Origin of the sequence: Gordonia caeni, assembly GCF_039537105.1 — a bacterium.
Lineage (GTDB): Bacteria > Actinomycetota > Actinomycetes > Mycobacteriales > Mycobacteriaceae > Gordonia > Gordonia caeni.
Window position 1 is genome coordinate 206,895 of the sequence record NZ_BAAAZW010000007.1, and the last position, 26,615, is coordinate 233,509.

A 26,615-nucleotide genomic window follows, 5' to 3' on the forward strand; every position below is an offset into this window, starting at 1 on the left:
GGGCCGGGAAATCCTCGGAGAAGCGGGCTCACCAGCACGGATGTGCCTGCCGATCCGTCAACTACAACCTACCTGTCCGGAGCAACTCAACATATGTCGTCCCCCACGATCACCTCGCCGCAAGTAGCCGTCAATGACATCGGCTCGGCTGAGGACTTCCTCGCTGCCATCGACTCCACGATCAAGTACTTCAACGATGGCGACATCGTCGAAGGCACCATCGTCAAGGTCGATCGCGACGAGGTTCTGCTTGACATCGGCTACAAGACCGAAGGTGTCATCCCTTCGCGTGAGCTGTCGATCAAGCACGACGTCGACCCCAGTGAAGTCGTCACCGTCGGTGACGAGGTCGAAGCCCTCGTTCTCACCAAGGAGGACAAGGAAGGCCGTCTGATCCTGTCGAAGAAGCGCGCTCAGTACGAGCGCGCCTGGGGCACGATCGAGGAGCTCAAGGAGAAGGACGAGGCCGTCAAGGGCACCGTCATCGAGGTCGTCAAGGGCGGCCTGATCCTCGACATCGGCCTGCGTGGCTTCCTCCCGGCGTCGCTGGTGGAGATGCGTCGCGTCCGCGACCTGCAGCCGTACATCGGCAAGGAGGTCGAGGCCAAGATCATCGAGCTCGACAAGAACCGCAACAACGTGGTCCTGTCGCGCCGCGCATGGCTGGAGCAGACCCAGTCCGAGGTCCGCAGCGAGTTCCTCAACAAGCTCGCCAAGGGCCAGGTCCGCAAGGGCGTCGTGTCCTCGATCGTCAACTTCGGCGCCTTCGTCGATCTCGGCGGCGTCGACGGCCTGGTGCACGTCTCCGAGCTGTCCTGGAAGCACATCGACCACCCGTCCGAGGTCGTGGCCGTGGGCGACGAGGTCACCGTGGAGGTCCTCGACGTCGACATGGACCGCGAGCGCGTCTCGCTGTCGCTCAAGGCGACGCAGGAAGACCCGTGGCGTCAGTTCGCCCGTACCCACGCGATCGGGCAGATCGTGCCGGGCAAGGTCACCAAGCTGGTGCCGTTCGGTGCCTTCGTCCGCGTCGAAGAGGGCATCGAGGGCCTGGTGCACATCTCGGAGCTGGCCGAGCGCCACGTCGAGGTGCCCGACCAGGTCGTGTCCGTGGGCGACGATGCGATGGTCAAGGTCATCGACATCGACCTGGACCGCCGCCGTATCTCGCTGTCGCTGAAGCAGGCCAACGAGGATTACACCGAGGAGTTCGACCCCTCGAAGTACGGCATGGCCGACAGCTACGACGACCAGGGGAACTACATCTTCCCCGAGGGCTTCGACGCCGAGACCAACGAATGGCTCGAGGGCTACGACGCCCAGCGCGAGGAGTGGGAAGGCCGTTACGCCGAGGCGGAGCGTCGCCACAAGATGCACACCGCTCAGATCGAGAAGTTCGCTGCGGCGGCCGCCGAGGCCGAGAACGGCGGCGAGTACTCCTCGTCGACCGATTCGGCGTCTGCGCCGTCGTCGGCGTCCGCGGGCTCGTCGGGCAGCTCGGCTCCGGCCGGCGGTTCGCTGGCCAGCGACGAGCAGCTCGCCGCCCTGCGCGAGAAGCTGACCGGAGGCAACTCCTGACCTAGCGGTCACGCACGATCAGAAGAACTCCCCCACGCCGATTCCGGTGCGGGGGAGTTCTTTCGATGTGGGTCACTGATCGACCAGGACCGTGCCGGCCCGGCCGAGCTACTCGTCGACGCGCAAGTACACGCGGGCCGGACGGCCCGGATCGGCGGCGCCGTGCACGCGGCCGGTCTCGCCGGAAAGGCTGGGAAACCCCGCCTCGTGCAGGAGCTGCGCCGCCGCCTGCGCCGCGGCGTCGTCGGCGACGGTCACCTCCAGGTCGATCACCGGCACTGCGGGGCCACCCGGGTCGGCGGTGGGACCGACGTGCGCGATGCGGACGGCCTTGTCGCCCAGCAGCGCCCAGAGCCGGTTGACCAGACGGGGGCCGAGCACGCTCCAGGCGGGATCGGCCTCCACCGGCTCGGTGGGCAGCGGGGCGGGTGTTCGTGCGGTGTGGTTGTCCCGCAAGGGGATCAGCCGCTCGTTCCATACGCGCAGGGCCTGCTCGGCCAGTTCCTCCGGGGCTCCTGAGTTGTCCAGCCAGATGTCGGCGACTGCGCGGCGCTGCTCATCGGTGGCCTGGGCGTCGATGCGCCGCCGGGCATCTTCTCGATCCATCCCGCGCAGATTCACCAGCCGGTCCAGACGGATGTCGGCGTCGGTGTGCACCACGATCACGGCGTCGTAGAACGGCGCCATGTTGCCCTCCACGAGTAGCGGAACATCGTGCAGGAGCACGGCATCGGCGGGCACGGCGGCGATGAGCTCCTGAGTTCGCCGGCCGATCAGCGGATGGGTGATCGCGTTGAGTCGGGCGGTGCTCTCTTCGTCGGCGAAAGCGCGGGCGGCCAGAGCGGGACGGTCGAGGGCGCCGTCGGCGTCCAGAATCTCCGGGCCGAAAGCGTCGACCAGCGCCGCCAGACCGGGGGAGCCGGGCTCCACCACTTCGCGCGCGATCGCGTCCGCGTCCACGTGATGGGCCCCCTGCGCGATGAACGTCTTGGCCACGGTCGATTTGCCGGCTCCGATACCGCCGGTCAGTCCCACTCTGATCACGGCATCCAGTGTGACAGGCCGATCCTGCTCAGGTGCGCTGTGCCCGACGGCGATGCAGGGTCGCGGCGATGCCGCCGGCCGCGGCGCGCACTGCATCGGCGTGCTGTTCGGGGCGGAAACGGTGCACCGGCCCGGTGGAGCTGATCGCGGCGATGGGGGCGTTGCTGCCCACGTCGAGCACGGGCGCGGCCACGCAGGCGATCCCGGGCGCGGACTCCTCGATCTCGAAGGCCACTCCCGTCTCGCGGATGGCCTCGAGTTGCCGGGCCAGCAAGCCCGGCGCCACCACGGTGCGCGGAGTCCGCCGCGGCAGGGGGCCGGACAGGATCCGTTGCTGCAGTGTCGGATCCGCATGCGCCAGGAGTGATTTGCCGATTCCCGTGCAGTACAGCGGCATTCGCCCCCCGGTGCGTGACGGCGCATTCGCCTGGCGATGGCCGCCGATCTTCGCCACGTACAGCACCTCGTTGCCGTCGAGCACGCCGAGGTGGACGGTCTCCCGGGTCCGCTCGTACAGGTCCTGCAGGAAGGGCATCGCGATCTCCAGCAGGCTCCGTTCCACCGAGGCGCGCATTCCGAGTTCGAACAATCCGCCGGAGAGCCGGTAGCCGCCGGCGGTGCGGTCGAGAAGATGGGCGGCGACCATCTCGCCGCAGAGACGGTGCGTCGTCGCCTTGTGCAGCCCGGTGCGGCGGACGAGCTCGGCCAGGGACAGCTCGTGATCGTCCACGCCGAAGGCGTGCAGGATCGTCATCACCTTGCCCAGAACGGTGTCTTGAGCCGGCGGTGCGCCGTGTCCGGATTCGCTCACGACGCCAGTCTAGGCCGCGGCGTATCGCTGAGTGAGACGAAGTGCTTCCCGATCGCCCGGCCGCCGACGACGATCGAGTCATGACCACGTCACTCGACCGCGATGCCGCGGAGACCCGCGCGGCCCAGCGGCTGCTCGATGCCTTGCACAGTCGTGCCGCCTGTACCCCCGTCCGCGACCTGATCGGGCCCACCGACCTCGCCGCCGCGTACCGCGTCCAGGAGCGGCTCACCGCCGGCCGGACGGCCGCCGGCGCCCGGATCGTCGGCCGCAAGATCGGCCTGACCAGTAAAGCCGTTCAGGAGCAGATGGGTGTCGACCAGCCCGACTTCGGGGTGCTGTTCGACGACATGGCCTACAGCGACGGCGACCAGGTCCCCACCGACCGGCTGCTGCAGCCCAAGGCCGAGGCCGAGGTGGCCTTCGTGCTCAAGGCAGACCTCGCCGACGGCCCCCTGGACATCGAACAGATCCGCGAGGCCATCGACTACGGCGTCGCCGCGCTGGAGGTCTGCGACAGCCGGATCGCCGGCTGGGACATCGCCTTCGCCGACACCGTCGCCGACAACGCCTCGTCCGGCGTCTACGTCCTCGGCGACGACCGCAAGACCCTCGACGAGTTCACGCCGGTCGAGGTCGGCATGCGGATGCTGATCAACGGCGAAGAGGTGTCCACCGGTGACGGCGCGGCGTGCCTGGGCGACCCGCTCAACGCCGTCGCCTGGCTCGCCCGCGCCGCCCGCGACTTCGGCGAGCCGCTGCGCGCCGGGCAGGTGATCCTGTCCGGGGCCCTCGGACCGATGCGTCCGCTCGCCTCCGGCGACGACGTGACCGTCGAGATCAGCGGACTCGGCACCGTCCGCGCCCGATTCAGTGAAGGAAACCCCAATGAGTGAGAAGGCTCCCGTGAGTAAGAAGTCCAAGGTCGCCATCATCGGATCGGGCAACATCGGCACCGACCTGATGATCAAGGTGATGCGCAACGCCAAGTACCTGGAGATGGGTGCCATGGTCGGCATCGATCCCGATTCCGACGGCCTGGCGCGCGCTGCGCGGCTGGGCGTCCCGACCACCCACGAGGGGGTCGACGGCCTGCTGAAGCTGCCGAACTTCGACGAGATCGACATCGTCTTCGATGCGACCTCGGCCAAGGCGCACGAGCACAACGCCTCGATACTGGAACCGCTGGGCAAGCGGCTCATCGACCTGACACCCGCCGCGGTGGGCCCGTACGTGGTGCCGTCGGTGAACCTCGAGGACCACCTCGATGCGCCCAACGTGAACATGGTGACCTGCGGCGGTCAGGCCACCATCCCGGTGGTCGCCGCTGTCTCCCGCGTGGTCCCGGTGGCCTACGCCGAGATCGTCGCCTCCATCGCCTCCAAGTCGGCGGGCCCGGGCACCCGTGCCAACATCGACGAGTTCACCGAGACCACCTCCGGCGCCATCGAGCAGGTCGGTGGCGCGCGGCGCGGCAAGGCGGTGATCATCCTCAACCCGGCCGAGCCGCCGCTGATGATGCGCGACACCGTGTACACGCTGGTCGAAGCCCCCGACGAGGACACGCAGGAACAGATCCGGCTGTCGGTGGAGAAGATGGTCGACGACGTCTCGGCCTACGTGCCCGGCTACCGGCTGAAGCAGAAGGTGCAGATCACCGAGATCCCGGACTCGAGCCCCGTGGAGACCCTGCTCGCCGACGGTGAGGAGGGGCGGCCCACCCACCAGGTCTCGGTCTTCCTCGAAGTGGAGGGCGCCGCCCATTACCTTCCCGCCTACGCGGGCAATCTCGACATCATGACCTCGGCCGGCCTGCAGGTCGCCGAGCGTATCGCGGCACGCGCCGCCGACCAGGAGGAAATCGCATGACCTCGCGACAGACCAGCGACGGCGGCATCGACATCTTCGTGCAGGACGTGACCCTGCGAGACGGCATGCACGCCATCCGGCACCAGATCTCCACCGACGACGTCCAGCGCATCGTCTCCGCCCTGGATGCGGCAGGCGTCGATGCCATCGAGGTGGCGCACGGCGACGGCATCTCCGGTGGCACCGTCAACTACGGTCCCGGGTCGCACACCGACTGGGAGTGGATCGAGGCGGCGGCCGACGTGATGCACAACGCCAGGCTGACCACCCTGATGCTGCCCGGCGTCGGCACCGTCACCGAACTCAAGCGCGCCTACGACCTGGGCGTGCGCTCGGTGCGCATCGCCACCCACTGCACCGAAGCCGATGTGGCGGCGCAGCACATCGGGGCGGCCCGCGAGATCGGCATGGACGTCTCCGGCTTCCTGATGCTCTCGCACATGAGCGACCCGGCGTCGCTCGCACAGCAGGCCAAGATGATGGAGTCCTACGGGGCGAACTGCGTCTACATCACCGACTCGGGCGGCCGGCTCACCATGAACGACGTCGCCGAACGCGTCCGTGCCTACCGGGACGTCCTCGACGAGGGGACCGAGATCGGTATCCACGCGCACGAGAACCTGTCGCTGTCGGTGGCCAATTCGGTGGTGGCCGTGGAGAACGGCGTCTACCGCGTCGACGCCTCGCTCGCCGGCCACGGCGCCGGGGCGGGCAACTGCCCGATCGAGCCGTTCATCGCGGTGGCGAACCTGCTCGGGTTCAATCATCGCTGCGACCTGAACGCCCTCGAAGACGCCGCCGACGACATCGTGCGCCCGCTGCAGGACCGCCCGGTCCGCGTGGACCGGGAGACACTGACCCTCGGTTACGCCGGCGTGTACTCGTCCTTCCTTCGTCACGCCGAGGCCGCGGCCGCCCGCTACGACCTCGACGTCCGCGACATCCTCACCGTCTGCGGTGAACGCCGCCTGGTCGGTGGTCAGGAGGACATGATCGTCGACATCGCCCTCACCCTGGTCGCCGAGCGGGAAGAGGCGCAGGAGGCCGCCGCCAGCTGACCGAGCGCGGGTCTACGTTCATCCGCCGGTGCTCTGCGGCGGAGCGCCCGGAAACGCACGGAAGGCCGCCGGATCCAGTGCCGTCAGGGGGATCCACCGGGGCACCTCGGTGGAGGGCGCGTCCTGGTCGACGGCCGCGGCGAATCCGCGCAGACTCAGCGCGAGGCGTGGGTCCTCGTCGACCCGGCGCGCGGTCTCGTACAGCAACGCCAGGACGTGCACGCACCGCTCGGTCCGGGCGCGGCACGAGCAGTCGGCGACGGCGAGCTCGGGGGGATGCGCGGCGAGCGTGTCGTGTACGGCGTCGGTCAGCGCGGCCGGAGCGGGGTGGACCCCGGTACGCTCGGCGACGCCACACGCGATCTCCCGGGGCAGCGGAGCGAACTCGAGGTAGGCCACCGACGCCTCGCCGCCGCGCACCAGCGTCCCGCGGAGCAGCCGGTCTTCGACCTGCACGTCGGTGACCGCATGGCGCGCCAGACTCCGGGCCCGCGGGAGCAGCGGCTCGGGCCGGGAGATACGGGTGGGTTCGGCCAGCCGGAGGAAGTCGCGGCCCCAGCGGGTGTAGCCGAATTCCGCGGTGGTCACGCCGACTCCTCTCGCCGGCGGCGCAGCACCTCGATGAGGCGCTCGTCGGAGAGCCCGGTCAGCACGGCGAGGGCGCCGGCGTCGGAGTCCAGGTCGAGCGCGGACTTGCGGTGATGCATGGCGGCGATGTGCTCCTCCAGGGTGCCTGCGGTGGTCAGGGTGGTGACGGTGACGATGCGGTCCTGCCCGATGCGGTGGACGCGGTCGGTGGCCTGCGCCTCGACCGCGGGATTCCACCAGCGATCGAAGTGCACCACATCGGCGGCGCGGGTCAGGTTCAGGCCGGTGCCCGCCGCCTTCAGGCTCGCCACCAGCACTCCGTGGCCGCGGCCGGATTGATAGTCGTCGACGATCCGGTCTCGCTCGGATCGGGAGAGCCCACCGTGCAGAAACGGAATGGGCGCGCCGAGGACCTCGGCGAAGTGCGCGGCCAGCAGTTCGCCTGTCTGCCGGTACTGGGTGAAGACGACGGTGGGGGAGCCGTTGGCCAGGTTCGCCGCGACGATGTCGGTGCAGACGTCGAGTTTGCCCGAGCGGCCCTCGAACGGCGCGCGCCCGACGGCGGCACCTGCCAGGTCCGGATGATTACAGACCTGCTTCAGTCGGGTGAGGGCGGCGAGGATGGCGCCCCGGCGCGCGATCCCGGTGCCGAATCCGCCGGTCTCGGCCGCGTCGAGGACGGCGTCGTAGAGGCGAGCCTGTTCGTCGGTGAGGTCGCATTCGACGTCTACGCCGATCTTGGGCCCCAAGCTCGCGGCGACCTCGGCCTTGGTGCGGCGCAGCAGATGCCCGGAGACGGCGTCGCGCATGCGGAGTTTGGCAGCGGCCGAGCCCCCGGCGATCGGGAGGGTGTAGCGGCGCCGGAACAGTGCACGGTTGCCGAACGACGTCGGTGCCACCAGGTTCAGCAGCGCCCACAGTTCGTCGAGATCGTTCTCGACCGGGGTGCCGGTGAGGGCGATCCGGGCCCGGGCGTCGAGGGTCCGGGCGGCGCGCGCCACCTGGGTCCGGGAGTTCTTCAGCGCTTGCGCCTCGTCGAAGACGACGGTCGCCCACGGCTGCGCCGCGAGAGCCGCGCCGTGCCGGCGCAACGTCGGATAGCCGGTGACGACCACCGTCGTGTCCCCGACCTCCGGCATCGACCCGCCGCGATAGTCGATGCCGGTCAGCGCGGCCGGGGCCCAGCGGTGCAGTTCCCGGAGCCAGTTGCTCAGCAATCCGGTGGGGCACACGACGAGGGCGGGGCCGTGGCCGCTGTGTGCCAGGTGGGCGATGGTCTGCAGGGTCTTGCCCAGGCCCATCTCGTCTGCCAGGATCCCGCCGCCGTCCGCGGTGACCTCGTCGAGCCAAGTGACGCCCCGCAGTTGGTAGTCGCGCAGGTCCGCGGTCACCAGACCGCGCAGCCTCTCACCGGCCGCCCGGGTGGCGGTGAAGGTCTGTCGTGCGTATTGGGCCGAGACCACGGCATCCCCGATGTTGTTGCACAGGGCGTGGGCGGTGGCGGGGAAGTCCTCGACGTCGGAGCCGTCGGAGCCGGAGGCGTCGCGTAGTGCACGCCACGCCCGGATCGACGGTGTCGGGCCGTCGGGCAGCCGGTCGGCCGCGACCACCCGGCAGGCGAACCGGCCGGGCTCGAGATGCGCATCTCGTCCATACCCGACGAGGTGCGGGACACGCACGGACGGCTCCCCGGCCGTCGCCGGCCGGTCGGGATTCCACACCGCGAAGGCGTGCCGGTCGGGCAGATAGGTGACCTGCGTTCCAGGGGGCTGAGACTCGGCGACCACGGTATTATCGTACGCCGTACGAAGAGGTGTGTCGAGGTGGTCGGACACGGTGAACCCCTATTCGCGCCACGGACGTGCTGTGCCGGGGATGACATTGCGGAGTGTTCGGTACGATAGGTCACAATTCGGGCGAGCCAGTGGCGGACAGGGAGGTGGCACATGAGCGAGACTCCACTCGAGGTGCCGGTGACCGATGCGCTGCGACGGATCAGGCGGTCCAGCGGCGTCTCGCTCGCCTTCGGCGGGGTCGTCACGGGACAGGCGCGCCTGCTGCTGAAGCATTTCGTCGGCACCACCAAAGGGGCGCTGAGCGGGCTGTCGGTCGATACCGGCCACGGCCTGGGCGGCAAGGTCCTGACCGTCACCCGCCCGATGGTGGTCAACGACTACCTGGAGACTCCACAGATCACGCACCGATACAACGAGGCCATCGCGACCGAGGGGTTGCGGGCCGTCGCTGCGGCACCGGTGATCGTCGAGCGTCGGGTGGTGGCGGTTCTCTACGGCGCCCTGCACTCGGACAACCCCCTCGGCGGGCGCGCACTCGACACGTTGACGACGGAGGCGCGGGTGCTGGAGCAGGAGATCGCGGCCTCCCGCGCGGTTCTGGAATCCGAGGCCTGCGTCTCCCCAGACGTCGACGGGATGCGCGATGCGATGGCGCTGGCCTACACCAGGCTCCGGCTGCTGGCCCGCACCGTCGACGACGATCAGCTCTCCGACGAGATAGCCCGCATCACCGAGGGGCTGCTCGAGCAGCCCGGTCGCGGGCGCGAACCGCTGATCAGCTTCACCGGCCGCGAGCAGGACGTGCTGTCGCTGGCGGCGCTCGGATATCCGAACGCCCGGATCGCCGGTGAGCTCGGGGTCACGGTGGAGACCGCCAAGGGCTACATGAAGGCGGCGATGCGCAAACTCGGGGCCGGCACCCGGCTGGAGGCTGTGGTGTTGGCGCGCCGTGCGGGAGTCTTGCCCGGCTGAGGCGTTTGTCCGGTGCACCCCCCTTCGGGGGGTGTCACCTTTGTCCGACTCGCACTTACTGTGAGCTAGCTTACGAAGGATCATCGATGTGTCACCAGACACTCGTCATCCTCGGCGGCACGCACATCCATCAAGTCCGAGACGAGGACCCGAACGTGACAACGGCCCCGCCCGCAATCCCGCCCACCAGCCCACCCGACGAACCCGCCGCCAAGCAAACCAGCATGCGAAGGGTCGCGGCGGCCAGCTCGATCGGCACCACCATCGAGTTCTACGACTTCTTCATCTACGGAACGGCCGCAGCACTGGTCTTCCCGACCGTGTTCTTCCCCGACGTGGACGAGGTCACCGGGACCATCGCCTCCTTCGCCACCTTCGCCGTGGCATTCTTCGCCCGGCCCGTCGGTGCGATCCTCTTCGGGCACTTCGGTGACGTCATCGGCCGCAAGCGCACCCTGGTGTGGACCCTGCTCATCATGGGCGTCGCCACCGTGCTCATCGGATTGCTGCCCGGATACGAATCGGGAGCCTTCGGGATGTTCGACGGGGGTATCGGCATCTGGGCCCCGATCCTCCTGGTGATCCTGCGCTTCTTGCAGGGGTTCGCCGTGGGCGGTGAATGGGCCGGCGCCACTCTGCTCACCGCGGAGTACGCGCCGCCGGGCAAACGCGGTATGTACGCCATGTTCCCGCAGTTGGGACCGGCCTTCGCCTTCTTCCTGTCGAGCCTCACCTTCCTGATAGCCAGCGTCACCGTCGGCACGGCCAGCGATGCCTTCATCAACTACGGATGGCGGATCCCGTTCATCCTGTCGATGGTCCTGGTGCTCGTCGGTCTCTGGGTCCGCCTGGCGGTCGCCGAGACCCCGGTCTTCCGTGAGGCGCAGGCGAAGCGGGCCGCTGCACCGGTCGCCAGTACCGCCAAGCTGCCCTTCCTCGACGCCGTGAAGTACCAGTGGAAGGAGATCCTGATCGCCGGCGGTGCGCTGGCCAGCCTGTTCTCCCTCTTCTACATGGGCACGGCGTTCCTGACCAGCTACGCCACCAACGCCGATCACATGGGGCTGTCGCGGAACTTCGTGCTCACCTCGGGAATGATCGCGGCGATCTTCTTCGGTCTTTCCACGGCGGTCTCGGCCGTCTATTCCGACCGGATCGGGCGTCGGCGGGTGATCATGGTGTCGGTGATCGCCGCCGTGCCGTGGGTCCTCGTGCTGTTCCCGATCCTGGAGACCGGCGGTGAACTGGCCTTCCTGGTCGGCCTGATCGGGACGCTGCTGATCTTCGGTATCGCCTACGGCCCGGCCGGTGCGCTGCTGCCCGAGCTGTTCCAGTCGCGGTACCGCTACACCGGCGCCGGAATGGGCTACAACCTCGGCGGCATCCTCGGTGGTGCGATCCCGCCGCTGATCGCCGCGCCGCTGATCGCCGGACCGGGGTCGATCTGGGTGGGCGTCATGCTCGCCGTCCTGTCCTCGGTCAGCGTGCTGTGCACCTACCTGATCGTGGAGACCAAAGACAAGGTGATGAAGGACGAGGCCCCGGTCGACGCGCTGATCGCCGAGGAAATGCCCTGACGTAAAACCGTGGAGTGACCGCTCAGGAGCGGTCGCTCCACGTCAGGCGGTCGCCGACCTGCGAGTCCAGCCACGTCTGGACGTCGCCGGCGGCGGCCGCTCCGGTCAGTGCGCGGACGGCGATCTCGGTGGCTTCGGTCGCTTCGGCGGTGGTCACCAGGCCCGCTGCATGCGCCTCGAAGAGTTCGTCGACGTCGATCAGGTCGAGTGGCCGCCCGGGGACGTCGACCAGGTCCAGGTACCAGTCGACGGCGTGCCAGCAGCCGTCGTGGTCCGGTCCGGAGAAGCGGCCCACGTCGAGGTACAGGCGCTGCCCCGAGCGGTAGCCTTCGGTGAAGTGAAAGATGTTGGCGCGCAGTCCGAGTGACGGCAGCAACCAGGTCTCCAACCAGTCGAACCGGGGATGGTCGACGGCCGGACGCGACATGTAGAGCCCGTACGGCGTCGGGCGGTACTCGGCGACGGTCCGGACGAAGCCCTTGTTGTCGGTGTTGGTCATGGCGCGGACGTCGAAGACCTCGCGTTTGGGCGGGTGCAGCAGGTCAGACACCGGTGACCGTCCCGTCGGCGGCCACGTCGAAGGCGGGGTTGAAGACGAAATCCCACCGGAACCCGTCCGGGTCGGCCACACATGCGCTCACGCCGCCCCAGTCCCGCGCGACCGGTGCGCTGATCGACGTCGCCCCGGACGCCAGGGCCCGGTCGTAGAGCTCTTCTACCTGCCCGGCCTCGGAAACGTTGTGCCCCAGGGACATCGGCGGTGCCAGCGGGCCGTGGCCGACGTCGCCGTACTCGCCGGGCATCGACGCCACATTCCACAGCGCGAGCATCAGGCCGGGGCCTGCCTGTACAAAGGCGATCTCGTCGCCCACTCGGCTGATCGGAGTGAAGCCCAGTCCGATGTTGTAGAAGCGGGCGGCGACCTCGACGTTCCGGACGCCGAGGGTGATCGCGGTGACGTGCGGAACGGTGTTGCCGGCCATGGGTCGACTGTAACCGCGCACCGTCGCGGCGTCAGCGGAGTGACTCATGCACTGTTGACAATAATTTTCATTAGAGTGTTCACTGTGCCGCATGCGAAAAACCCCGAAACTTCTGATCCTGTCGTCTGCGGCCGTGCTGGGACTGGCCGGCTGTTCCTCCGGCGACGGCGACCCCTCCGGCGACGGTGAGAACGACGCCGCCGCAAGCGAATCCCCGTCGCAGCCGACCGAACAGCGGAGTGCGCAGCCGCGCCTGGTCCTCACCTACGACGGCGGAGTGACCGTCCTCGACGCCCTGAACTTGGAGAAGGTCGCCGACCTGCCCGTCGACGGCTTCACCCGCGTCAATTCCGCCGGGGACGGTCGTTATGTCTTCGTCTCCACCTCCGACGGCTTCCAGCTGCTCGACACCGGCACCTGGAGCGAGCCGCACGGCGATCATTCGCACCACTACACCGCCGAGCCGGAACTGACCGACCAGCGCTTCGGTGGGAACAAGCCCGGCCACGTGGTGGTCCACGACGATCGCACCGCACTGTTCAGCGACGGCACCGGCCAGGTGGAGATCCTCGACCCGGCGAAGCTGGGAACCGGGGACCCGCTGCTCGAGGAGTTCACGGTGCCGGCCCACCACGGGGTCGCCGTGCCGCGGTCGGACGGCTCGGTGATCGTCTCGCAGGGCGACACCGAGACCCGCAGCGGCGTCGTCATCCGGGATGCGCAGGGGAAGACGGTGGCCTCCAACGACGAGTGCCCCGGCCTGCACGGGGAGGCCGCGGCCCAGGGCGGTGCGGTGACCTTCGGCTGTGAGGACGGCGTACTCGCGGTGCGCGGCGACGAGATCACCAAGGTCGCCGCGGCCGAGCCGTACGCCCGGATCGGCAATCAGGCCGGCAGCGACCAGTCGCCGGTGGTGCTGGGCGATTACAAGACCGACAAGGGCGCCGACCTCGAGCGGCCCCGGCGCTTCTCGCTGACCGACACCCGCAGCGGCACCATCAAGGTGGTCGACATCGACACCACCTACAGCTTCCGCTCACTGGGCCGCGGCCCCGCGGGCGAGGCCATCATTCTCGGGGCCGATGGAGCGCTGCACGTGTTCGACCCGGAGACCGGGGAGCGTAAGGCGCACTACCCGGTGATCGGCGCCTGGACCGAACCGGACGAGTGGCAGGACGCCATGCCCGACCTGCACGTGATCGGCTCGACCGCCTACGTGACCGATCCGGCCACCTCGCGCGTGCTGGCGGTGAGCCTGCACGACGGCAAGGTGCTCGCCGAGGCGCCGACCGGCCATCCCAACCTGGAGATGACCGGCGTCGACGGCTGAGTCGGCGGGTGGTCAGGCCCGGACGATGTCCGAGCCGCGGACCTCGACGGCCACCGGCGTCAGGCCGGTGGTCGCGGGGCCCTGCCGGACGGCGCCGTCCAGGCTGAACTCGCTTCCGTGGCAGGGGCAGTCCAGCGTGTCGGTCTGCACGGCGACCGCGCACCCCTGGTGCGGGCAGGTGGTGGAGAAAGCCAGGTAGGTGCCGGCTTCGGGCTGGGTCACCACCACATCGCCGACCACCACGCCGCCGTCGACGGGCACTTCGCTCGTGGTGGTCAGCACTTCGGCGCCGTCGGGCGAGTCGCCGGCGGCGCCGTCGTCGACGGTGGTCTCGGCCGGCGCAGGCGTCGGCGAGGTGCTGCTGCACGCGGTGGCCGCCAGCGCGGCGGCCGCGAGGCCGGCGCCGGCGAGCACTGTGCGCCGGCCGGGGCTTGACGACGGCGGGATCTCGGGGGCGGGCGGGGTCACGGTGGAGGGCTGGTCCATGATCGTGATCCTTCCGGTCGGAGGGACGGGCCACCTCCCATTGTGCGGGGCCGAGTCTGTCGGTACCTGTGATTACTCTGGATGCCATGGCATTCGCAGCAGAACAGCCGGTGGTCGCCCACTCCGAATACCGGCCGATCGGTGAGGTCGAGCGGTCGGCCGCGTCTTTCGAGGTGATCAGCGATCTCGAGCCGGCCGGGGATCAGCCCACCGCCATCGCCGATCTGGAGCAGCGGCTCACCGAGGGGGAGCGGGACGTGGTGCTGCTGGGTGCCACCGGTACCGGCAAGTCGGCCACCACGGCGTGGCTGATCGAGAAGATGCAGCGCCCCACCCTGGTGATGGCGCCGAACAAGACGCTGGCCGCGCAGCTGGCCAACGAGCTGCGGGAGATGCTGCCGAACAACGCGGTCGAGTACTTCGTCTCGTACTACGACTACTACCAGCCCGAGGCGTACATCGCGCAGACCGACACCTACATCGAGAAGGACAGCTCGATCAACGACGACGTCGAGCGGCTGCGGCACTCGGCCACGTCGAGCCTGCTGTCGCGTCGGGACGTGGTGGTGGTGGCCTCGGTGTCGTGCATCTACGGTCTGGGCACCCCGCAGTCGTACCTGGACCGTTCGGTGGAGCTCTCGGTGGGTGAGAACATCGACCGCGACGCGCTGCTGCGGCTGCTGGTGGACATCCAGTACAACCGCAACGACGTGGCTTTCACCCGAGGCGGATTCCGGGTGCGTGGCGACACCGTCGAGATCATCCCGTCCTACGAGGAACTGGCCATCCGCATCGAGTTCTTCGGTGACGAGGTGGAGGCGCTCTACTACCTGCACCCGCTCACCGGCGACGTGATCCGCCAGGTCGACAGCCTACGGATCTTCCCGGCCACCCACTACGTGGCCGGTCCCGAGCGCATGGCCAAGGCGATCGACGGGATCGAGCGCGAACTGGAGGAGCGGCTCGCCGAGTTCGAGAGGCAGGGCAAACACCTGGAGGCGCAGCGCCTGCGCATGCGCACCAACTACGACATCGAGATGATGCGCCAGGTCGGCTTCTGCTCGGGGATCGAGAACTACTCGCGACACATCGACGGCCGCGGGTCGGGCAGCGCGCCGGCGACGCTGATCGACTATTTCCCGGAGGACTTCCTGCTGGTGATCGACGAGTCGCACGTGACAGTGCCGCAGATCGGCGCCATGTACGAGGGCGACATGTCGCGCAAACGCAACCTGGTCGAGTTCGGTTTCCGGTTGCCGTCGGCCGTCGACAACCGTCCGCTGACCTGGGACGAGTTCGTCGGCCGGACCGGTCAGACGGTGTACCTGTCGGCCACCCCAGGCCCGTACGAGCTGGGACAGTCCGGCGGCGAGTTCGTGGAGCAGGTGATCCGTCCGACCGGCCTGCTGGACCCGAAGATCGTCGTCAAACCCACCAAGGGACAGATCGACGACCTGGTCCACGAGATCCGCGAACGTACCGCCCGCGACGAGCGCGTGCTGGTGACCACGCTGACCAAGAAGATGTCCGAGGATCTGACCGACTACCTCCTGGAGCTGGGGGTGCGGGTGCGCTATCTGCATTCGGAGGTCGACACCCTGCGCCGCGTGGAACTGCTGCGGCAGCTCCGCAGCGGCGAATACGACGTCCTGGTGGGCATCAACCTGCTCCGCGAGGGCCTCGACCTGCCCGAGGTCTCGCTGGTGGCGATCCTCGACGCCGACAAGGAGGGCTTCCTGCGCAGCACCACCTCGCTCATCCAGACCATCGGGCGTGCCGCCCGCAACGTCTCGGGCGAAGTGCACATGTACGCCGACAAGATCACCGACTCGATGCAGAACGCGATCGACGAGACCGACCGGCGGCGCGCCAAACAGGTCGCCTACAACACCGAGAAGGGGGTGGACCCGCAGCCGCTGCGGAAGAAGATCGCCGACATCCTCGATCAGGTCTACGCCGAAGCCGAGGACACGGTGGAGATCGGAGGCTCGGGACGCAACGCCAGCCGCGGCCGCCGCGCCCAGGGCGAGGTTTCCACGTCGGTGAGCGCGGGCGTCATCGAGCAGCGGGACACGTCGTCGATGCCGCGGGCCGAACTGGCGGATCTGGTGCAGGAGCTGACCGATCAGATGATGAACGCGGCCCGTGATCTGCAGTTCGAGTTGGCCGCGCGCCTGCGCGACGAGATCGCCGACCTGAAGAAGGAACTGCGCGGGATGGACGCCGCCGGTATCAAGTAGGCGTTCAGCGACCCGCCGCAGGGTATGTTCTCAGATACGGACCCGGTTCGGAGCCGCCGAACGGGCACACGCCGGAGGTAGAAGCAAGTATGGCCGAATACAAGACCGTCGTCGTCGGAACCGACGGCTCCGAGTCCTCGCTCCACGCCGTCGCACGTGCCGGTGCGATCGCCGGCGCCAACGCCACTCTGGTGATCGCCTGTGCCTACTTCCCGAACGACGGCCGCTCGGCCAGCGCCGCGAGCGACGTGCTGGGCGACGAGGCCTACCAGGTGATGGGCAGCTCGCCCACCGAGGAGATCCTCCGGACCGCCAAGGAACGCGCCACCGCCGCCGGTGCCACCTCGGTCCAGACCCGCTCGGTCAAGGGGGCGCCGGTGGATGCGCTGCTGCAGTTGGTCAACGACGTCCAGGCCGACCTGCTGGTGGTCGGCAACAAGGGTCTCAACTCGATCGCCGGCCGCCTCCTCGGCTCGGTCCCGGCCGACGTCGCCCGCAAGGCCGCGTGCGACGTCCTGATCGTTCACACCACGTAGTCTCCCGGCGGCGTCCCCGTGCGGGGACGCCGCGCCTCAGTGCGCTGTCGGCAGATCTTCCAGATCGGCCGGCAGCGCTTCTGCATGCACCACGGCCAGCCGCTGGGTCGCGCGGGTCATCGCGACGTACAAGTCGCTGACTCCGCGCGATGAGCTGTCGATCAGCTCCGCCGGTTCCACCACCACCACGTTGTCGAACTCCAGCCCCTTCGCCGCGGTCAGCGGCAGTACCCGGATGCCCTCCGGGTCGTCGGCCGCCCGTGCCTCTTCCGCCGCGGTATCGGCCACCAGTACCGCGGTGAGCCCGGGCCAGTGGCCGTCGCCGGCCACCGCCAGTGCGGTCGCCAGAGCCTCGCCGGCCGGTGCGTGCACCGCGATGGGCTCGATTCCGTTGCTGCGCAATGACTCCGGCGGGGTCTGCTGCGGATCGATCTGTGTCAGCAGACGATTGGCGTATTGGGTGATCTCGGCCGGGGTGCGATAATTGACCGTCAACTCGCGCAGGCGCCAGCGGTCGGCCACGTGCGGGGCGAGGACGCGCTCCCACGACGTGGTGCCGGCCGGGTCGCCGGTCTGCGCGGTGTCCCCGATGATGGTCATCCACCGATTGGGGATGCGCCGCATGATCATCCGCCACGCCATGGTCGACAGCTCCTGGGCCTCGTCGACGATCACGTGTCCGAAGGTCCAGCTGCGGTCGGAGTACGCCCGTTCGGCCGTGGTCCGATACTCGGTCACTTCTTGGCGCTCGGCCAGCTGCTCGGCGTCGATCAGGTCGTAGGCCATGAGCAGCTCGGGATCCATCTCGTCCTCGAGGTCCTGCGGTGCCGAGCCGGTGAGGATGTCGAGGGCGTCCTGTGCCTCGGCGATCCGGCGCCGCCACTGCACCTGCTGCTCGCGTTGCGCCTCGTCCGTCCGGTAACCGATCAGCTCGGCCAGCTCGTCGAGCAGCGGCACGTCGGCCGGGGACATGTCCGCGTCCTCGTGCAGCGGGCGGGCCTCCCGCTGCAGTCGCGCTCGGTCCTCATCGGTCCAGCCGCGCGTCACCTTCCGGCGGAAAGTGCTGTCGGAGTACAAGTCCCGCAGCAGGTCCTGCGGGGTCAGGCTGGGCCAGAACTCCAGTACCGACCGCACCACCGCGTCGTCGGATTCCAATTCGGTGCGGATGTCGGCCAGGTCGCCCGCCGTCAGCAGCTGGGAACCGTCCAGCGGCGACGATCCCAGATGCGCCGCGTGGTGAGCGGCCAACTCGTCCAGTGCCGCACGCAGAAAGGTGCGCTGGGCCAGGTTGTGCGGGCGTCGGGTCGAGCGCGCCGCGGTGCGGGCCTTCTTGACGGTCTCCGCGTCGAGCGGCAGCCGGTATCCGTCGAAGTCGACGGTGAGTCCGCGCGGCGGCAGCGGTTCGCGGGCCCGGACGGCGGCGCGCAGGACCGGGAGCATCCGTTCGGCGTCGCCCTTGATCTCGGCCGCCGCCCGGCTGTCCCGGCCGTGCGCGCTGATACCGGGGAACAAGCCGCCGATGGTGGACAGCAGCACCCCGGTTTCGCCCAGGGAGGGCAGCACCTGGGCGATGTAGTCGAGGAAGGTCTCGTTCGGCCCGATGATGAGAACGCCGCTGCGCGAGAGGATCTCGCGGTGGGTGTACAGCAGGTAGGCCGCGCGGTGCAGCGCGACGGCGGTCTTGCCGGTGCCCGGACCGCCCTGCACCACCAGCACCCCCCGATGCGGGTACCGGATGATCTCGTCCTGCTCGCGCTGGATGGTCTCGACGATGTCGGTCATCTCGCCGGTCCGGGCGGCGTTCAGCGCGGCGACCAGGGCGGTCTCGTTGACCACGCTCACATCGTGGGGGTCGGCGGCGTCGATCTCCCCGGACAGCAGCAGTTCGTCGGAGACGCTGCGCACCGCACGGGTGCGGGTGCGCAGGTGCCTGCGCCGCTCGACGCCCTCGGGAGACGCCGGCGTCGCCAGATAGAACGGCCGCGACAGCGGTGCGCGCCAGTCCAGCAGGAGGGTGGTCACCTGGTCGTCGTCGAGAATGCCCATGCGGCCGATGCGCTGGACACTGCCGTCCTCGGAATCGGCGTCGGACATGTCCAGACGGCCGAAGTACAGGTTGTGTTCAGCGGCGTCGATACGGCTGAGCATCTGCGTGTAATGCCGCTCGTAGGACTCGCGTTCGGACAGTGCCTGCGGCGTGCCGGCCGACTCGAGCAGGGTCTCCGACAGCCGCCTGTTCGCGGTGGCGCGCATCCGGTCGAGCCGCCGGTAGACGGCGTCCAGATGTACCTGTTCTTCGGCGAGGCGGGGATCGGGGGTCACAGTCGATCCAGTGTACCGATCGCGGCGCGATCGCGACGGACGACGACGGCCGGTGAGACCCGCGTTGCGGATCTCACCGGCCGTCGGTGCCGGCTGTGCCGGACGCGGGTCAGGCGCTGTGCCGGCGCGCGCGGCGCGCGGCGCGGCGGCCGGCCTTCTCGGCCCGTCGGCCCGCCTGCTCGGCGCGGTCGCGGGCTTCTTCGGCGCGCGCACGGGCGTCCTCGGCGAGGCCGGGGGCGCGGTCGGCGATCTTCTCGGCGAATCCGGTGGCGCGGTCGCGGGCCTCCTCGGCGACGACGGGAGCCCGGTCGGCGATCTTCTCGGCGAGCCCGGTGGCGCGCTCACGCGCCTCCTCGGCCACCACGGGGGCGCGGTCGGCCACCTTATGGGCCAGCTCCTCGGCGCGGTTGCGTGCCTGATCGGCCACGATGGGCGCCCGCTCGGCCACCTTCTCGGCCAGTTCGCCGGCGCGCTCGCGGCCCTTCTCGGTCAGTTCTGCGGTGCGCTCGCCCAGGTCGTGTGCGTCGTCGGAGGCGCGGTCGACCAGGTGCGACCACGCCGAACCACCGGCCTGCGCGCCGATCGGGAGCGCGGCGGCCACAGCCAGCCGGGTGTCGTGCGCCTTCTGGCGGCCGCGCCAGGCGAGGGAGGGCTTGCCCTCGGTGTCGGCGCTGGCGATCAGCACGCCGCCGAGCAGGCCCACGTTCTTGATGAACGAGATCCGCCGGGCATCGCGCAGCGCGGGATCGGTCTCGGTCCAGAAGGCGCTGTCGTAGACGGTGGTCGGGACCAGGGTGCCGGCGAGGGCGGCCGCGGCGAAGCGGGGTGCGCGGCCGGTGGCCAGCAGCAGACCGCCGCCGATCTGGGCGGCACCGTTGATCCGCAGGACCGTGGCGGCGTTCTCGGGGAGCTTGTCGGCCACTTCCACGGGCAGCGCGTCCCGTCCGGCGTCGACCAGCGGCTGCGCCGAGCGTGCGGTGGAGCGGGGCGCGCGCAGGGCGTCGACGCCGGCGGCGATGAACGCGGAGGCGAGCAGGGGACGGGCGATCTTGCGGAGAATCACGGGTGGTCAGACCTTCCGGTTCGGCGGACGAGTGCGTGGGACGACCCGCGCCGCGGACGGCGAGACGACGTCTCCACCTCCCAGGCTATGCAATAGGGAACGGCAGTGCGTGCGAACACCCGATGCGGCAGGTCCCGCGCCGGCGGGCTTTCCGGTGCCGGCAGGCGCTTCACCAGCCGCGTTCGCGCCACTCGCTCAGGTGCGGCCGCTCGGTACCGAGGGTGGTGTCCTTGCCGTGTCCGGGGTAGACGACGGTGTCGTCGCCGAAGCGGTCGAACAGCTTGGTCTCCACATCGCCCAGCAGAATCTCGAAATCCCCGGGCTGCCAAGTCTTCCCGACACCGCCGGGGAACAGCGAGTCGCCGGTGAACAGGTGCACGCGGCCCTCCGGTTCGGTCAGCGCCAGTGCCACCGAGCCGGGGGTGTGTCCGACCAGATGGATCACCGAGAACGTGAGGCCGCCGACGGTCAGCGTGTCGCCGTCGTGCAGCAGGCGGTCCGGTGCCAGCGGCAGCTCGGGCGCATCCGCGGCCCCGGCGGCGGTGGGCACCTGCGTCACCCGGACGACCTCTTCGAGCCCCTGCCAGTGATCGAAGTGACCGTGGGTGGTGACGATCTGGGTGAGCTTCCCGTCCAGCGCGTCGAGCAGGGCGAGGATCGATTCGGGGTCGTTGGCGGCGTCGATCAGCAGACTGTCCCCGGACGCGGTGTCGGTCACCACGTACACGTTGTTGTCCATCGGTCCCACGGACATCTTCACGATGGCGGCGCCGCCCGTGCTGCGGCGCTGTGCGGCGGCGCCGTGATGATCGGCCGCGGGGGTGGTGTCGCCGGTGTAGTCGTCGGAGATGGTCACCTGAATGCTCATGGTCGCCAGCTTAGTGGCCCAGCTCACGGGCGCACGGCCGCTGTCCGCTCACAGCGAAGGTTCTCGGCGCGTTCTTGTCGGTACCCCCGCGTACCCTGAATCGGTGGGGAATCTGTTTGCCGCAGGCCGCGGCGGACACGGGCTGGTCAGCCCCTCGGCCAGTCCATGATGGGAGTGTGCAGTGGTTGATCGCCTGATCGTTCGGGGTGCGCGTGAGCACAATCTGCGCGGCATCGACGTCGACCTGCCGCGTGACTCGCTGATCGTGTTCACCGGGCTGTCCGGGTCCGGGAAGTCGTCGCTGGCCTTCGACACGATCTTCGCCGAGGGGCAGCGCCGCTACGTCGAGTCGCTGTCGGCCTATGCGCGCCAGTTCCTGGGGCAGATGGACAAGCCCGACGTCGACTTCATCGAGGGGCTCTCGCCCGCGGTGTCCATCGACCAGAAGTCCACCAACCGCAACCCGCGGTCCACGGTCGGCACCATCACCGAGGTCTACGACTACCTGCGTCTGCTCTACGCGCGCGCCGGCACCCCGCACTGCCCGACCTGTGGGGAGAAGATCGAGCGGCAGACGCCGCAGCAGATCGTCGACCAGGTCCTGGACATGGACGACGGCACCCGGTTCCAGGTCCTCGCCCCGGTGGTCCGCACCCGCAAGGGCGAGTTCGTGGACCTGTTCGCCGACCTGCAGACCCAGGGTTTCGCGCGGGCCCGCGTCGACGGCGTCGTGCATCAACTGTCCGACCCGCCGACGCTCAAGAAGCAGGAGAAGCACGACATCGACGTCGTGGTCGACCGGCTGGTGGTCAAGCCGACCGCCCGGCAGCGGCTCACCGATTCGGTGGAGACGGCGCTGCGCCTGGCAGACGGCATCGTCGTGCTCGACTTCGTCGACGTCGACGAGGACGACCCGGCCCGCCAGCGCCGCTTCTCCGAGAAGATGGCCTGCCCGAATCACCACCCGATCGCCATCGACGATCTGGAGCCGCGGAGCTTCTCGTTCAACTCGCCGTACGGCGCCTGCCCCGAGTGCGACGGCCTCGGCGTCCGCAAGGAGGTCGACGAGTCCCTGGTGGTGCCCGATCCGGAGACCACGCTGCGCGAGGGCGCCATCGCACCGTGGTCGACCGGACACAACGCCGACTACTTCCAGCGGCTCATCGGCGGCCTCGCCGACCAGATGGGTTTCGACCTGGACACCCCGTGGAACAAGCTGCCGCGCAATGCGCGCAAGGCACTGCTCGACGGCTCCGACCATCAGGTGCACGTGAAGTTCCGCAACCGGTACGGCCGCACCCGCTCGTACTACACCGAGTTCGAGGGCGTGATGGCGTTCCTGAGTCGCCGTGCCGACGCCACCGAGTCCGAACAGATGAAGGAGCGCTACGAGGGGTACATGCGGGACGTGCCCTGCCCGGCTTGCGGCGGCACCCGCCTGCGCCCGGAGATCCTCGCGGTGACCCTGCACAACCCCGAGCGCGGGGACTACTCGATCGCCGAGGTCACGGCGCTGTCGGTGGCCGACTGCGCCGACTACCTGAACGGCCTGGCGCTGGGGGAGCGGGAGGCCGCGATCGCCGGCCGGGTCCTCAAAGAGGTCCAGGCGCGCATCACCTTCCTGCTCGACGTCGGCCTGGAGTACCTGTCGCTCTCGCGGGCGGCGGGCACCCTCTCCGGCGGCGAGGCACAGCGCATCCGCCTGGCGACGCAGATCGGCGCCGGCCTGGCCGGGGTGCTCTACGTCCTCGACGAGCCGTCGATCGGCCTGCACCAGCGCGACAACCGCCGGCTCATCGACACCCTCGTGCGGCTGCGCGACCTCGGCAACACGCTGATCGTCGTCGAGCACGACGAGGACACCATCCGCAACGCGGACTGGATCGTCGACATCGGCCCCCGCGCCGGCGAGCACGGCGGTGAGGTGGTGCACAGCGGCGACTACCGCGGCCTGCTGAAGAACAAGAAGTCGCTCACCGGCGCCTACCTGTCGGGCCGCAAGACCCTCGAAGTCCCCGCCCTCCGCCGCCCGATCGACCGTAAGCGCCAGGTCGGCGTGGTCGGGGCGCGCGAGAACAATCTGCGCGGGATCGACGTCAAATTCCCCCTCGGCGTCCTGACCGCCGTCACCGGTGTCTCCGGCTCGGGCAAGTCGACGCTGGTCAACGACATCCTGGCCACCGTCCTGGCCAACAAGCTCAACGGCGCCCGGCAGGTGCCCGGCCACCACACCCGGGTGACCGGTCTCGAGCACCTCGACAAGCTGGTGCAGGTGGATCAGTCGCCGATCGGCCGGACGCCGCGGTCCAATCCGGCCACCTACACCGGCGTCTTCGACAAGATCCGCACCCTGTTCGCGGCCACCACCGAGGCCAAGGTGCGCGGCTACCAGCCGGGCCGGTTCTCGTTCAACGTCAAGGGCGGCCGCTGCGAGGCGTGCATGGGCGAGGGCACCATCAAGATCGAGATGAACTTCCTCCCGGACGTCTACGTCCCGTGCGAGGTGTGCCACGGCGCCCGGTACAACCGGGAGACCCTCGAGGTGCACTACAAGGGCAAGACCATCGCCGAGGTGCTCGACATGCCGATCGAGGAGGCCGCCGAGTTCTTCGAGCCGGTCAGCTCGATTCACCGCTACCTCAAGACGCTGGTCGACGTCGGACTCGGATACGTCCGTCTGGGGCAGCCGGCCCCGACGCTGTCCGGCGGCGAGGCTCAGCGTGTGAAGCTGGCCGCCGAACTGCAGAAGCGGTCCACCGGGCGGACGGTGTACATCCTCGACGAGCCCACCACCGGACTGCATTTCGAGGACATCCACAAGCTGCTGCTGGTGATCAACGGACTCGTGGAGAAGGGCAACACGGTCATCGTCATCGAGCACAATCTCGACGTGATCAAGACCGCGGATTGGGTCATCGACATGGGGCCGGAGGGCGGCAGCGGTGGCGGCACGGTGGTCGCGCAGGGCACGCCCGAGCAGATCGCCGCCACCCCCGGTTCGCACACCGGCGGCTTCCTGCGGGAGCTCCTGCCCGCGGAAGAGAACGCCAGCTGACCGCCGGCGCGCGTTCGCTCTAGGCTGGAGTCATGACTACCCCGGATCCGACTGGCCCGTCGTACGAAGACGTCACCGGCTACACCAGAGCGGGGGAGCCGACGCTGGACCACGTCCGCGACAAGATCGAGCAGCGCGAGGCCCAAGCCATCGGCGCCGAGGAACTGGCCGCTGCGATGCCGGAGAGCATCACCTTCGACCAGCTCTACGCCGACCGCGAGAAGGCCGCCAAGGCCAAGCTGGAGGAGATCCGCAAGTCGATGGGCGGAGCCGACCAGTCCTAAGTCGTCCGATGCCGACGCTGCGGCTTGGTCCACTCGAGGGTGTAGCGGAAAGCCAGCCTGCGCGTCAGTGTCGCACCGGGGAGGAGCGACTCCGCGTGTGCCCGGACCTCGTCGAACGGCACCGTGGGGTCGGCGACGGGAAACCCCGGGGGTTGCCTGCCGGACCGATCCGGCCGGGGGTGCTTGACCAGACCGATGACGGGATTGGTGACCGCCGACACGAGATTCCACAGCTGGTCGTGCAGGGTCGCCGGCGGGGCGAGCCCCACGACGAGGAAGCGGCCGCCCGGATCGAGCAGGTCCGACACGCGGGTGAGCGCATCGGCGAGGTCGAGGTGATGGAGCACCGCCACCATCGTGATCAGGTCTGCACCGGGGGACAGCTCGGACAACGGGCTGCCGGTCACAGACACGTTCGGCAGTCCGGCACAGCGCTCCGCGGAGCGGTGGCGCATCTCTGCGTCGGAGTCGGTGCCCAGCACCTCGTCGAAGTGGGGAGCCATCCGCGCCAGGAGGCCGCCGCGGCCACAGCCGACGTCGATCGCCCGTCGCCGGTGCTCCGGCAGTCGGCGCAGGATCCACCCGTGGAAGTGGTCGTTGTGACTCCACGGGTGACGGGCGTTCAGCGCGTCGAGCGCCGCTGCGGGGCCGGGCGGCCTCAACGCCTGAGCGGGCCCGTGTACTTCTCGCCCGGCCCGCGGCCCGGCTCGTCGGGGTAGACGCTCGCCTCGTGGAAGGCCTGCTGCAGTGCTTTGAGGCCGTCGGCGATGGGCTTGCGGTGCAGGCCGAGGTCGGGCCCGGACGCGTCGAGCAGGCCCGCCAGCGCGGTGATGAGTGCTCGTGCTTCGGCCAGATCGCGGTACTCCTCGTCGCCGCCGGCCTCCGGTCCCACTTTCTCGGCCGCCGCGCTCATCAGCATCAGTGCCGCCCGGGTGGTCACTTCGACCGCGGGAATGGTGGCCAGTTCGCGGACGTTGTCACCATCAGCCGAACCTTCATCGGACGGCTGATCGGTCGAATAGGAGTTTGCGCTCACGACTGTTAGACTGGCACAGCATGACCGCCCTGGCTCAGCCGGGGTAGCAAGAGGATTCTCCGAGTCCCACCGTACGACGCCGCCGGTTCCGGCAGGTAGTCAGTGCGGTTGAAGGTCACATCGCCGCTGGTCGACGACGCAACGTGGTGCTCTCGGGCACCATTGTCCGGCCCGACGATGTCATCGTCTCGGACTCCTCTCGTTACCGCTCAGCCAGGTCGGCAGCAGGTAAACATTGATCGAGGAGGCCACATCAGCACTGATACCCGCATAAACGAGCGCATCCGCGTCCCCGAGGTCCGGCTTGTCGGACCCGGCGGAGAGCAGGTGGGCATCGTGCGTGTTGAAGATGCGCTTCGCCTGGCTTACGAAGCCGACTTGGACCTGGTAGAGGTTGCGCCCGACGCGCGCCCGCCGGTGTGCAAGATCATGGACTACGGCAAGTTCAAGTACGAGGCGGCGCAGAAGAAGCGCGAGTCCCGCCGTAATCAGCAGATGACCGTCATCAAGGAGCAGAAGCTCCGCCCGAAGATCGACGACCACGACTACGAGACCAAGAAGGGTCACGTCGTCCGGTTCCTCGAAGCGGGTTCCAAGGTGAAGGTCACCATCATGTTCCGCGGCCGTGAGCAGTCCCGCCCCGAGCTGGGCTTCCGGCTTCTGCAGCGCCTGGGCAACGACGTCGCCGAGTACGGCTACGTGGAGACCTCGGCCAAGCAGGACGGCCGCAACATGACCATGGTGCTGGCCCCGCACAAGGGATCCAAGACCCGTGCGCAGGCCAAGCAGGACGCTGCGGAACACTAGCCACCCACAGACCACCCCCACTCACGCGGAGTCGCCACCGCGCCGGTTCGCCCCGGCACGGCGGTGGGTTTCGCCCGAATGAAGGAAGAACCATGCCGAAGAGCAAGACTCACAAGGGCACCGCGAAGCGATTCAAGGTGACCGGCAGCGGCAAGATCACCCGCCAGAAGGCCGGCAAGCGCCACCTCCTGGAGCACAAGTCCTCGCGGCGCACGCGTCGTCTGGACGGCACCACTGTGGTGAGCGAGGCCGACGCCCCGCGCATCAAGCGCCTGCTGAACCGCTGATCTGTAGCTGACGACGTAACGAAGG

Annotated in this window: 25 protein-coding genes; 13 read left to right on the top strand and 12 right to left on the bottom strand. The window is 69.1% G+C overall.

The window, feature by feature from the left end; all coding sequences use genetic code 11:
* The first annotated feature begins 93 nt into the window (after positions 1 to 93).
* Complete coding sequence (rpsA, locus tag ABD732_RS13320; protein WP_344784468.1) at positions 94 to 1,578, top strand: 30S ribosomal protein S1; 1,485 nt, start codon at positions 94 to 96, stop codon at positions 1,576 to 1,578.
* 108 nt (positions 1,579 to 1,686) lie between these two features.
* On the opposite strand, the gene coaE is transcribed toward rpsA, so the two are convergent.
* Complete coding sequence (gene coaE / locus ABD732_RS13325) at positions 1,687 to 2,622, bottom strand: dephospho-CoA kinase (protein WP_344784470.1); 936 nt, start codon at positions 2,620 to 2,622, stop codon at positions 1,687 to 1,689.
* Positions 2,623 to 2,650: 28 nt separating this feature from the next.
* Entirely contained in the window at positions 2,651 to 3,376 is a 726-nt protein-coding gene (locus ABD732_RS13330; RefSeq protein WP_344784585.1) for an IclR family transcriptional regulator, read from the bottom strand.
* A gap of 137 nt (positions 3,377 to 3,513) precedes the next feature.
* Here ABD732_RS13330 and ABD732_RS13335 point away from each other — a divergent pair, with 137 nt between their 5' ends.
* The 3 genes from ABD732_RS13335 to dmpG are packed head-to-tail and all read left to right on the top strand — an operon-like array spanning position 3,514 to position 6,360.
* Positions 3,514 to 4,329, top strand: coding sequence for a 2-keto-4-pentenoate hydratase (locus tag ABD732_RS13335; RefSeq protein ID WP_344784472.1), 816 nt, complete (start codon positions 3,514 to 3,516; stop codon positions 4,327 to 4,329).
* A 10-nt stretch (positions 4,330 to 4,339) separates the two neighbouring features.
* Positions 4,340 to 5,302: an acetaldehyde dehydrogenase (acetylating) gene (locus ABD732_RS13340; RefSeq protein WP_425553045.1), complete on the top strand. Its 963-nt coding sequence runs from the start codon at positions 4,340 to 4,342 to the stop codon at positions 5,300 to 5,302.
* Positions 5,299 to 6,360, top strand: a complete 1,062-nt coding sequence (gene dmpG / locus ABD732_RS13345; RefSeq protein WP_344784476.1) for a 4-hydroxy-2-oxovalerate aldolase — start codon at positions 5,299 to 5,301, stop codon at positions 6,358 to 6,360. The genes ABD732_RS13340 and dmpG overlap by 4 nt, the downstream gene beginning before the upstream one ends.
* 18 nt (positions 6,361 to 6,378) lie before the next feature.
* On the opposite strand, the gene ABD732_RS13350 is transcribed toward dmpG, so the two are convergent.
* Both ABD732_RS13350 and ABD732_RS13355 read right to left on the bottom strand, forming a co-directional pair.
* Positions 6,379 to 6,948, bottom strand: coding sequence for a hypothetical protein (locus ABD732_RS13350; protein WP_344784478.1), 570 nt, complete (start codon positions 6,946 to 6,948; stop codon positions 6,379 to 6,381).
* Positions 6,945 to 8,735: a DEAD/DEAH box helicase gene (locus tag ABD732_RS13355; protein ID WP_344784480.1), complete on the bottom strand. Its 1,791-nt coding sequence runs from the start codon at positions 8,733 to 8,735 to the stop codon at positions 6,945 to 6,947. The genes ABD732_RS13350 and ABD732_RS13355 overlap by 4 nt, the downstream gene beginning before the upstream one ends.
* A 159-nt stretch (positions 8,736 to 8,894) precedes the next feature.
* On the opposite strand from ABD732_RS13355, the gene ABD732_RS13360 reads away from it, so the two are divergent.
* Together ABD732_RS13360 and ABD732_RS13365 are read left to right on the top strand one after the other, a co-directional pair.
* On the top strand, positions 8,895 to 9,716 hold the full coding sequence (locus tag ABD732_RS13360; RefSeq protein ID WP_344784482.1) for a LuxR C-terminal-related transcriptional regulator: 822 nt from the start codon (positions 8,895 to 8,897) through the stop codon (positions 9,714 to 9,716).
* Positions 9,717 to 9,940: 224 nt separating this feature from the next.
* Positions 9,941 to 11,293: an MFS transporter gene (locus ABD732_RS13365; protein WP_344784484.1), complete on the top strand. Its 1,353-nt coding sequence runs from the start codon at positions 9,941 to 9,943 to the stop codon at positions 11,291 to 11,293.
* A gap of 22 nt (positions 11,294 to 11,315) precedes the next feature.
* On the opposite strand, the gene ABD732_RS13370 is transcribed toward ABD732_RS13365, so the two are convergent.
* Together ABD732_RS13370 and ABD732_RS13375 are read right to left on the bottom strand one after the other, a co-directional pair.
* Positions 11,316 to 11,843 (bottom strand): DUF402 domain-containing protein, encoded by a 528-nt coding sequence (locus tag ABD732_RS13370; protein WP_344784486.1) that lies wholly within the window; start codon positions 11,841 to 11,843, stop codon positions 11,316 to 11,318.
* Positions 11,836 to 12,276: a VOC family protein gene (locus ABD732_RS13375; RefSeq protein ID WP_344784488.1), complete on the bottom strand. Its 441-nt coding sequence runs from the start codon at positions 12,274 to 12,276 to the stop codon at positions 11,836 to 11,838. Before ABD732_RS13375 ends, ABD732_RS13370 begins: the two co-directional genes overlap by 8 nt.
* Positions 12,277 to 12,367: 91 nt before the next feature.
* On the opposite strand from ABD732_RS13375, the gene aztD reads away from it, so the two are divergent.
* On the top strand, positions 12,368 to 13,606 hold the full coding sequence (gene aztD, locus ABD732_RS13380; RefSeq protein WP_344784490.1) for a zinc metallochaperone AztD: 1,239 nt from the start codon (positions 12,368 to 12,370) through the stop codon (positions 13,604 to 13,606).
* A gap of 12 nt (positions 13,607 to 13,618) precedes the next feature.
* Here aztD and ABD732_RS13385 read toward each other — a convergent pair whose 3' ends face one another.
* On the bottom strand, positions 13,619 to 14,092 hold the full coding sequence (locus tag ABD732_RS13385; RefSeq protein WP_344784492.1) for a QcrA and Rieske domain-containing protein: 474 nt from the start codon (positions 14,090 to 14,092) through the stop codon (positions 13,619 to 13,621).
* Between the two features lie 86 nt (positions 14,093 to 14,178).
* On the opposite strand from ABD732_RS13385, the gene uvrB reads away from it, so the two are divergent.
* Positions 14,179 to 16,332, top strand: coding sequence for an excinuclease ABC subunit UvrB (uvrB, locus tag ABD732_RS13390; RefSeq protein WP_344784494.1), 2,154 nt, complete (start codon positions 14,179 to 14,181; stop codon positions 16,330 to 16,332).
* Between the two features lie 89 nt (positions 16,333 to 16,421).
* The gene (locus ABD732_RS13395; protein WP_344784496.1) at positions 16,422 to 16,868 is read left to right on the top strand and encodes a universal stress protein; all 447 of its coding nucleotides are present in this window, start codon (positions 16,422 to 16,424) and stop codon (positions 16,866 to 16,868) included.
* A gap of 36 nt (positions 16,869 to 16,904) precedes the next feature.
* On the opposite strand, the gene ABD732_RS13400 is transcribed toward ABD732_RS13395, so the two are convergent.
* The 3 genes from ABD732_RS13400 to ABD732_RS13410 all read right to left on the bottom strand — a co-directional run bounded on the left by ABD732_RS13400 (position 16,905) and on the right by ABD732_RS13410 (position 21,121).
* Positions 16,905 to 19,190, bottom strand: coding sequence for a HelD family protein (locus ABD732_RS13400; RefSeq protein ID WP_344784498.1), 2,286 nt, complete (start codon positions 19,188 to 19,190; stop codon positions 16,905 to 16,907).
* Positions 19,191 to 19,299: 109 nt separating this feature from the next.
* Positions 19,300 to 20,253 (bottom strand): DoxX family protein, encoded by a 954-nt coding sequence (locus ABD732_RS13405; protein ID WP_344784500.1) that lies wholly within the window; start codon positions 20,251 to 20,253, stop codon positions 19,300 to 19,302.
* A gap of 169 nt (positions 20,254 to 20,422) precedes the next feature.
* Entirely contained in the window at positions 20,423 to 21,121 is a 699-nt protein-coding gene (locus tag ABD732_RS13410) for an MBL fold metallo-hydrolase (RefSeq protein WP_344784502.1), read from the bottom strand.
* A 181-nt stretch (positions 21,122 to 21,302) separates the two neighbouring features.
* Here ABD732_RS13410 and uvrA point away from each other — a divergent pair, with 181 nt between their 5' ends.
* Positions 21,303 to 24,176: an excinuclease ABC subunit UvrA gene (gene uvrA / locus ABD732_RS13415; protein WP_344784504.1), complete on the top strand. Its 2,874-nt coding sequence runs from the start codon at positions 21,303 to 21,305 to the stop codon at positions 24,174 to 24,176.
* 32 nt (positions 24,177 to 24,208) lie between these two features.
* On the top strand, positions 24,209 to 24,460 hold the full coding sequence (locus ABD732_RS13420; protein WP_344784506.1) for a hypothetical protein: 252 nt from the start codon (positions 24,209 to 24,211) through the stop codon (positions 24,458 to 24,460).
* On the opposite strand, the gene ABD732_RS13425 is transcribed toward ABD732_RS13420, so the two are convergent.
* Together ABD732_RS13425 and ABD732_RS13430 are read right to left on the bottom strand one after the other, a co-directional pair.
* Positions 24,457 to 25,122, bottom strand: coding sequence for a class I SAM-dependent methyltransferase (locus ABD732_RS13425; RefSeq protein ID WP_344784508.1), 666 nt, complete (start codon positions 25,120 to 25,122; stop codon positions 24,457 to 24,459). The two genes, ABD732_RS13420 and ABD732_RS13425, sit on opposite strands and share 4 nt — an antisense overlap.
* Positions 25,119 to 25,496: a hypothetical protein gene (locus tag ABD732_RS13430; RefSeq protein ID WP_344784510.1), complete on the bottom strand. Its 378-nt coding sequence runs from the start codon at positions 25,494 to 25,496 to the stop codon at positions 25,119 to 25,121. The genes ABD732_RS13425 and ABD732_RS13430 overlap by 4 nt, the downstream gene beginning before the upstream one ends.
* 177 nt (positions 25,497 to 25,673) lie before the next feature.
* On the opposite strand from ABD732_RS13430, the gene infC reads away from it, so the two are divergent.
* The gene (infC, locus tag ABD732_RS13435) at positions 25,674 to 26,303 is read left to right on the top strand and encodes a translation initiation factor IF-3 (protein WP_344784587.1); all 630 of its coding nucleotides are present in this window, start codon (positions 25,674 to 25,676) and stop codon (positions 26,301 to 26,303) included.
* A 92-nt stretch (positions 26,304 to 26,395) separates the two neighbouring features.
* Complete coding sequence (gene rpmI / locus ABD732_RS13440; protein WP_344784512.1) at positions 26,396 to 26,590, top strand: 50S ribosomal protein L35; 195 nt, start codon at positions 26,396 to 26,398, stop codon at positions 26,588 to 26,590.
* The last annotated feature ends 25 nt before the right edge of the window (positions 26,591 to 26,615 follow it).

Bases quoted from the DNA above. Each gene is read 5' to 3' on its own strand.
- ABD732_RS13360 (WP_344784482.1), top strand. From the start codon at position 8,895: ATGAGCGAGACTCCACTCGAGGTGCCGGTGACCGATGCGCTGCGACGG.
- dmpG (WP_344784476.1), top strand. From the start codon at position 5,299: ATGACCTCGCGACAGACCAGCGACGGCGGCATCGACATCTTCGTGCAG.
- rpmI (WP_344784512.1), top strand. From the start codon at position 26,396: ATGCCGAAGAGCAAGACTCACAAGGGCACCGCGAAGCGATTCAAGGTG.
- aztD (WP_344784490.1), top strand. From the start codon at position 12,368: ATGCGAAAAACCCCGAAACTTCTGATCCTGTCGTCTGCGGCCGTGCTG.
- ABD732_RS13375 (WP_344784488.1), bottom strand. From the start codon at position 12,276: ATGGCCGGCAACACCGTTCCGCACGTCACCGCGATCACCCTCGGCGTC.
- ABD732_RS13335 (WP_344784472.1), top strand. From the start codon at position 3,514: ATGACCACGTCACTCGACCGCGATGCCGCGGAGACCCGCGCGGCCCAG.
- ABD732_RS13385 (WP_344784492.1), bottom strand. From the start codon at position 14,092: ATGGACCAGCCCTCCACCGTGACCCCGCCCGCCCCCGAGATCCCGCCG.
- infC (WP_344784587.1), top strand. From the start codon at position 25,674: ATGTCATCGTCTCGGACTCCTCTCGTTACCGCTCAGCCAGGTCGGCAG.
- ABD732_RS13330 (WP_344784585.1), bottom strand. From the start codon at position 3,376: ATGACGATCCTGCACGCCTTCGGCGTGGACGATCACGAGCTGTCCCTG.
- uvrB (WP_344784494.1), top strand. From the start codon at position 14,179: ATGGCATTCGCAGCAGAACAGCCGGTGGTCGCCCACTCCGAATACCGG.
- ABD732_RS13420 (WP_344784506.1), top strand. From the start codon at position 24,209: ATGACTACCCCGGATCCGACTGGCCCGTCGTACGAAGACGTCACCGGC.
- rpsA (WP_344784468.1), top strand. From the start codon at position 94: ATGTCGTCCCCCACGATCACCTCGCCGCAAGTAGCCGTCAATGACATC.
- ABD732_RS13365 (WP_344784484.1), top strand. From the start codon at position 9,941: ATGCGAAGGGTCGCGGCGGCCAGCTCGATCGGCACCACCATCGAGTTC.
- ABD732_RS13410 (WP_344784502.1), bottom strand. From the start codon at position 21,121: ATGAGCATTCAGGTGACCATCTCCGACGACTACACCGGCGACACCACC.
- ABD732_RS13395 (WP_344784496.1), top strand. From the start codon at position 16,422: ATGGCCGAATACAAGACCGTCGTCGTCGGAACCGACGGCTCCGAGTCC.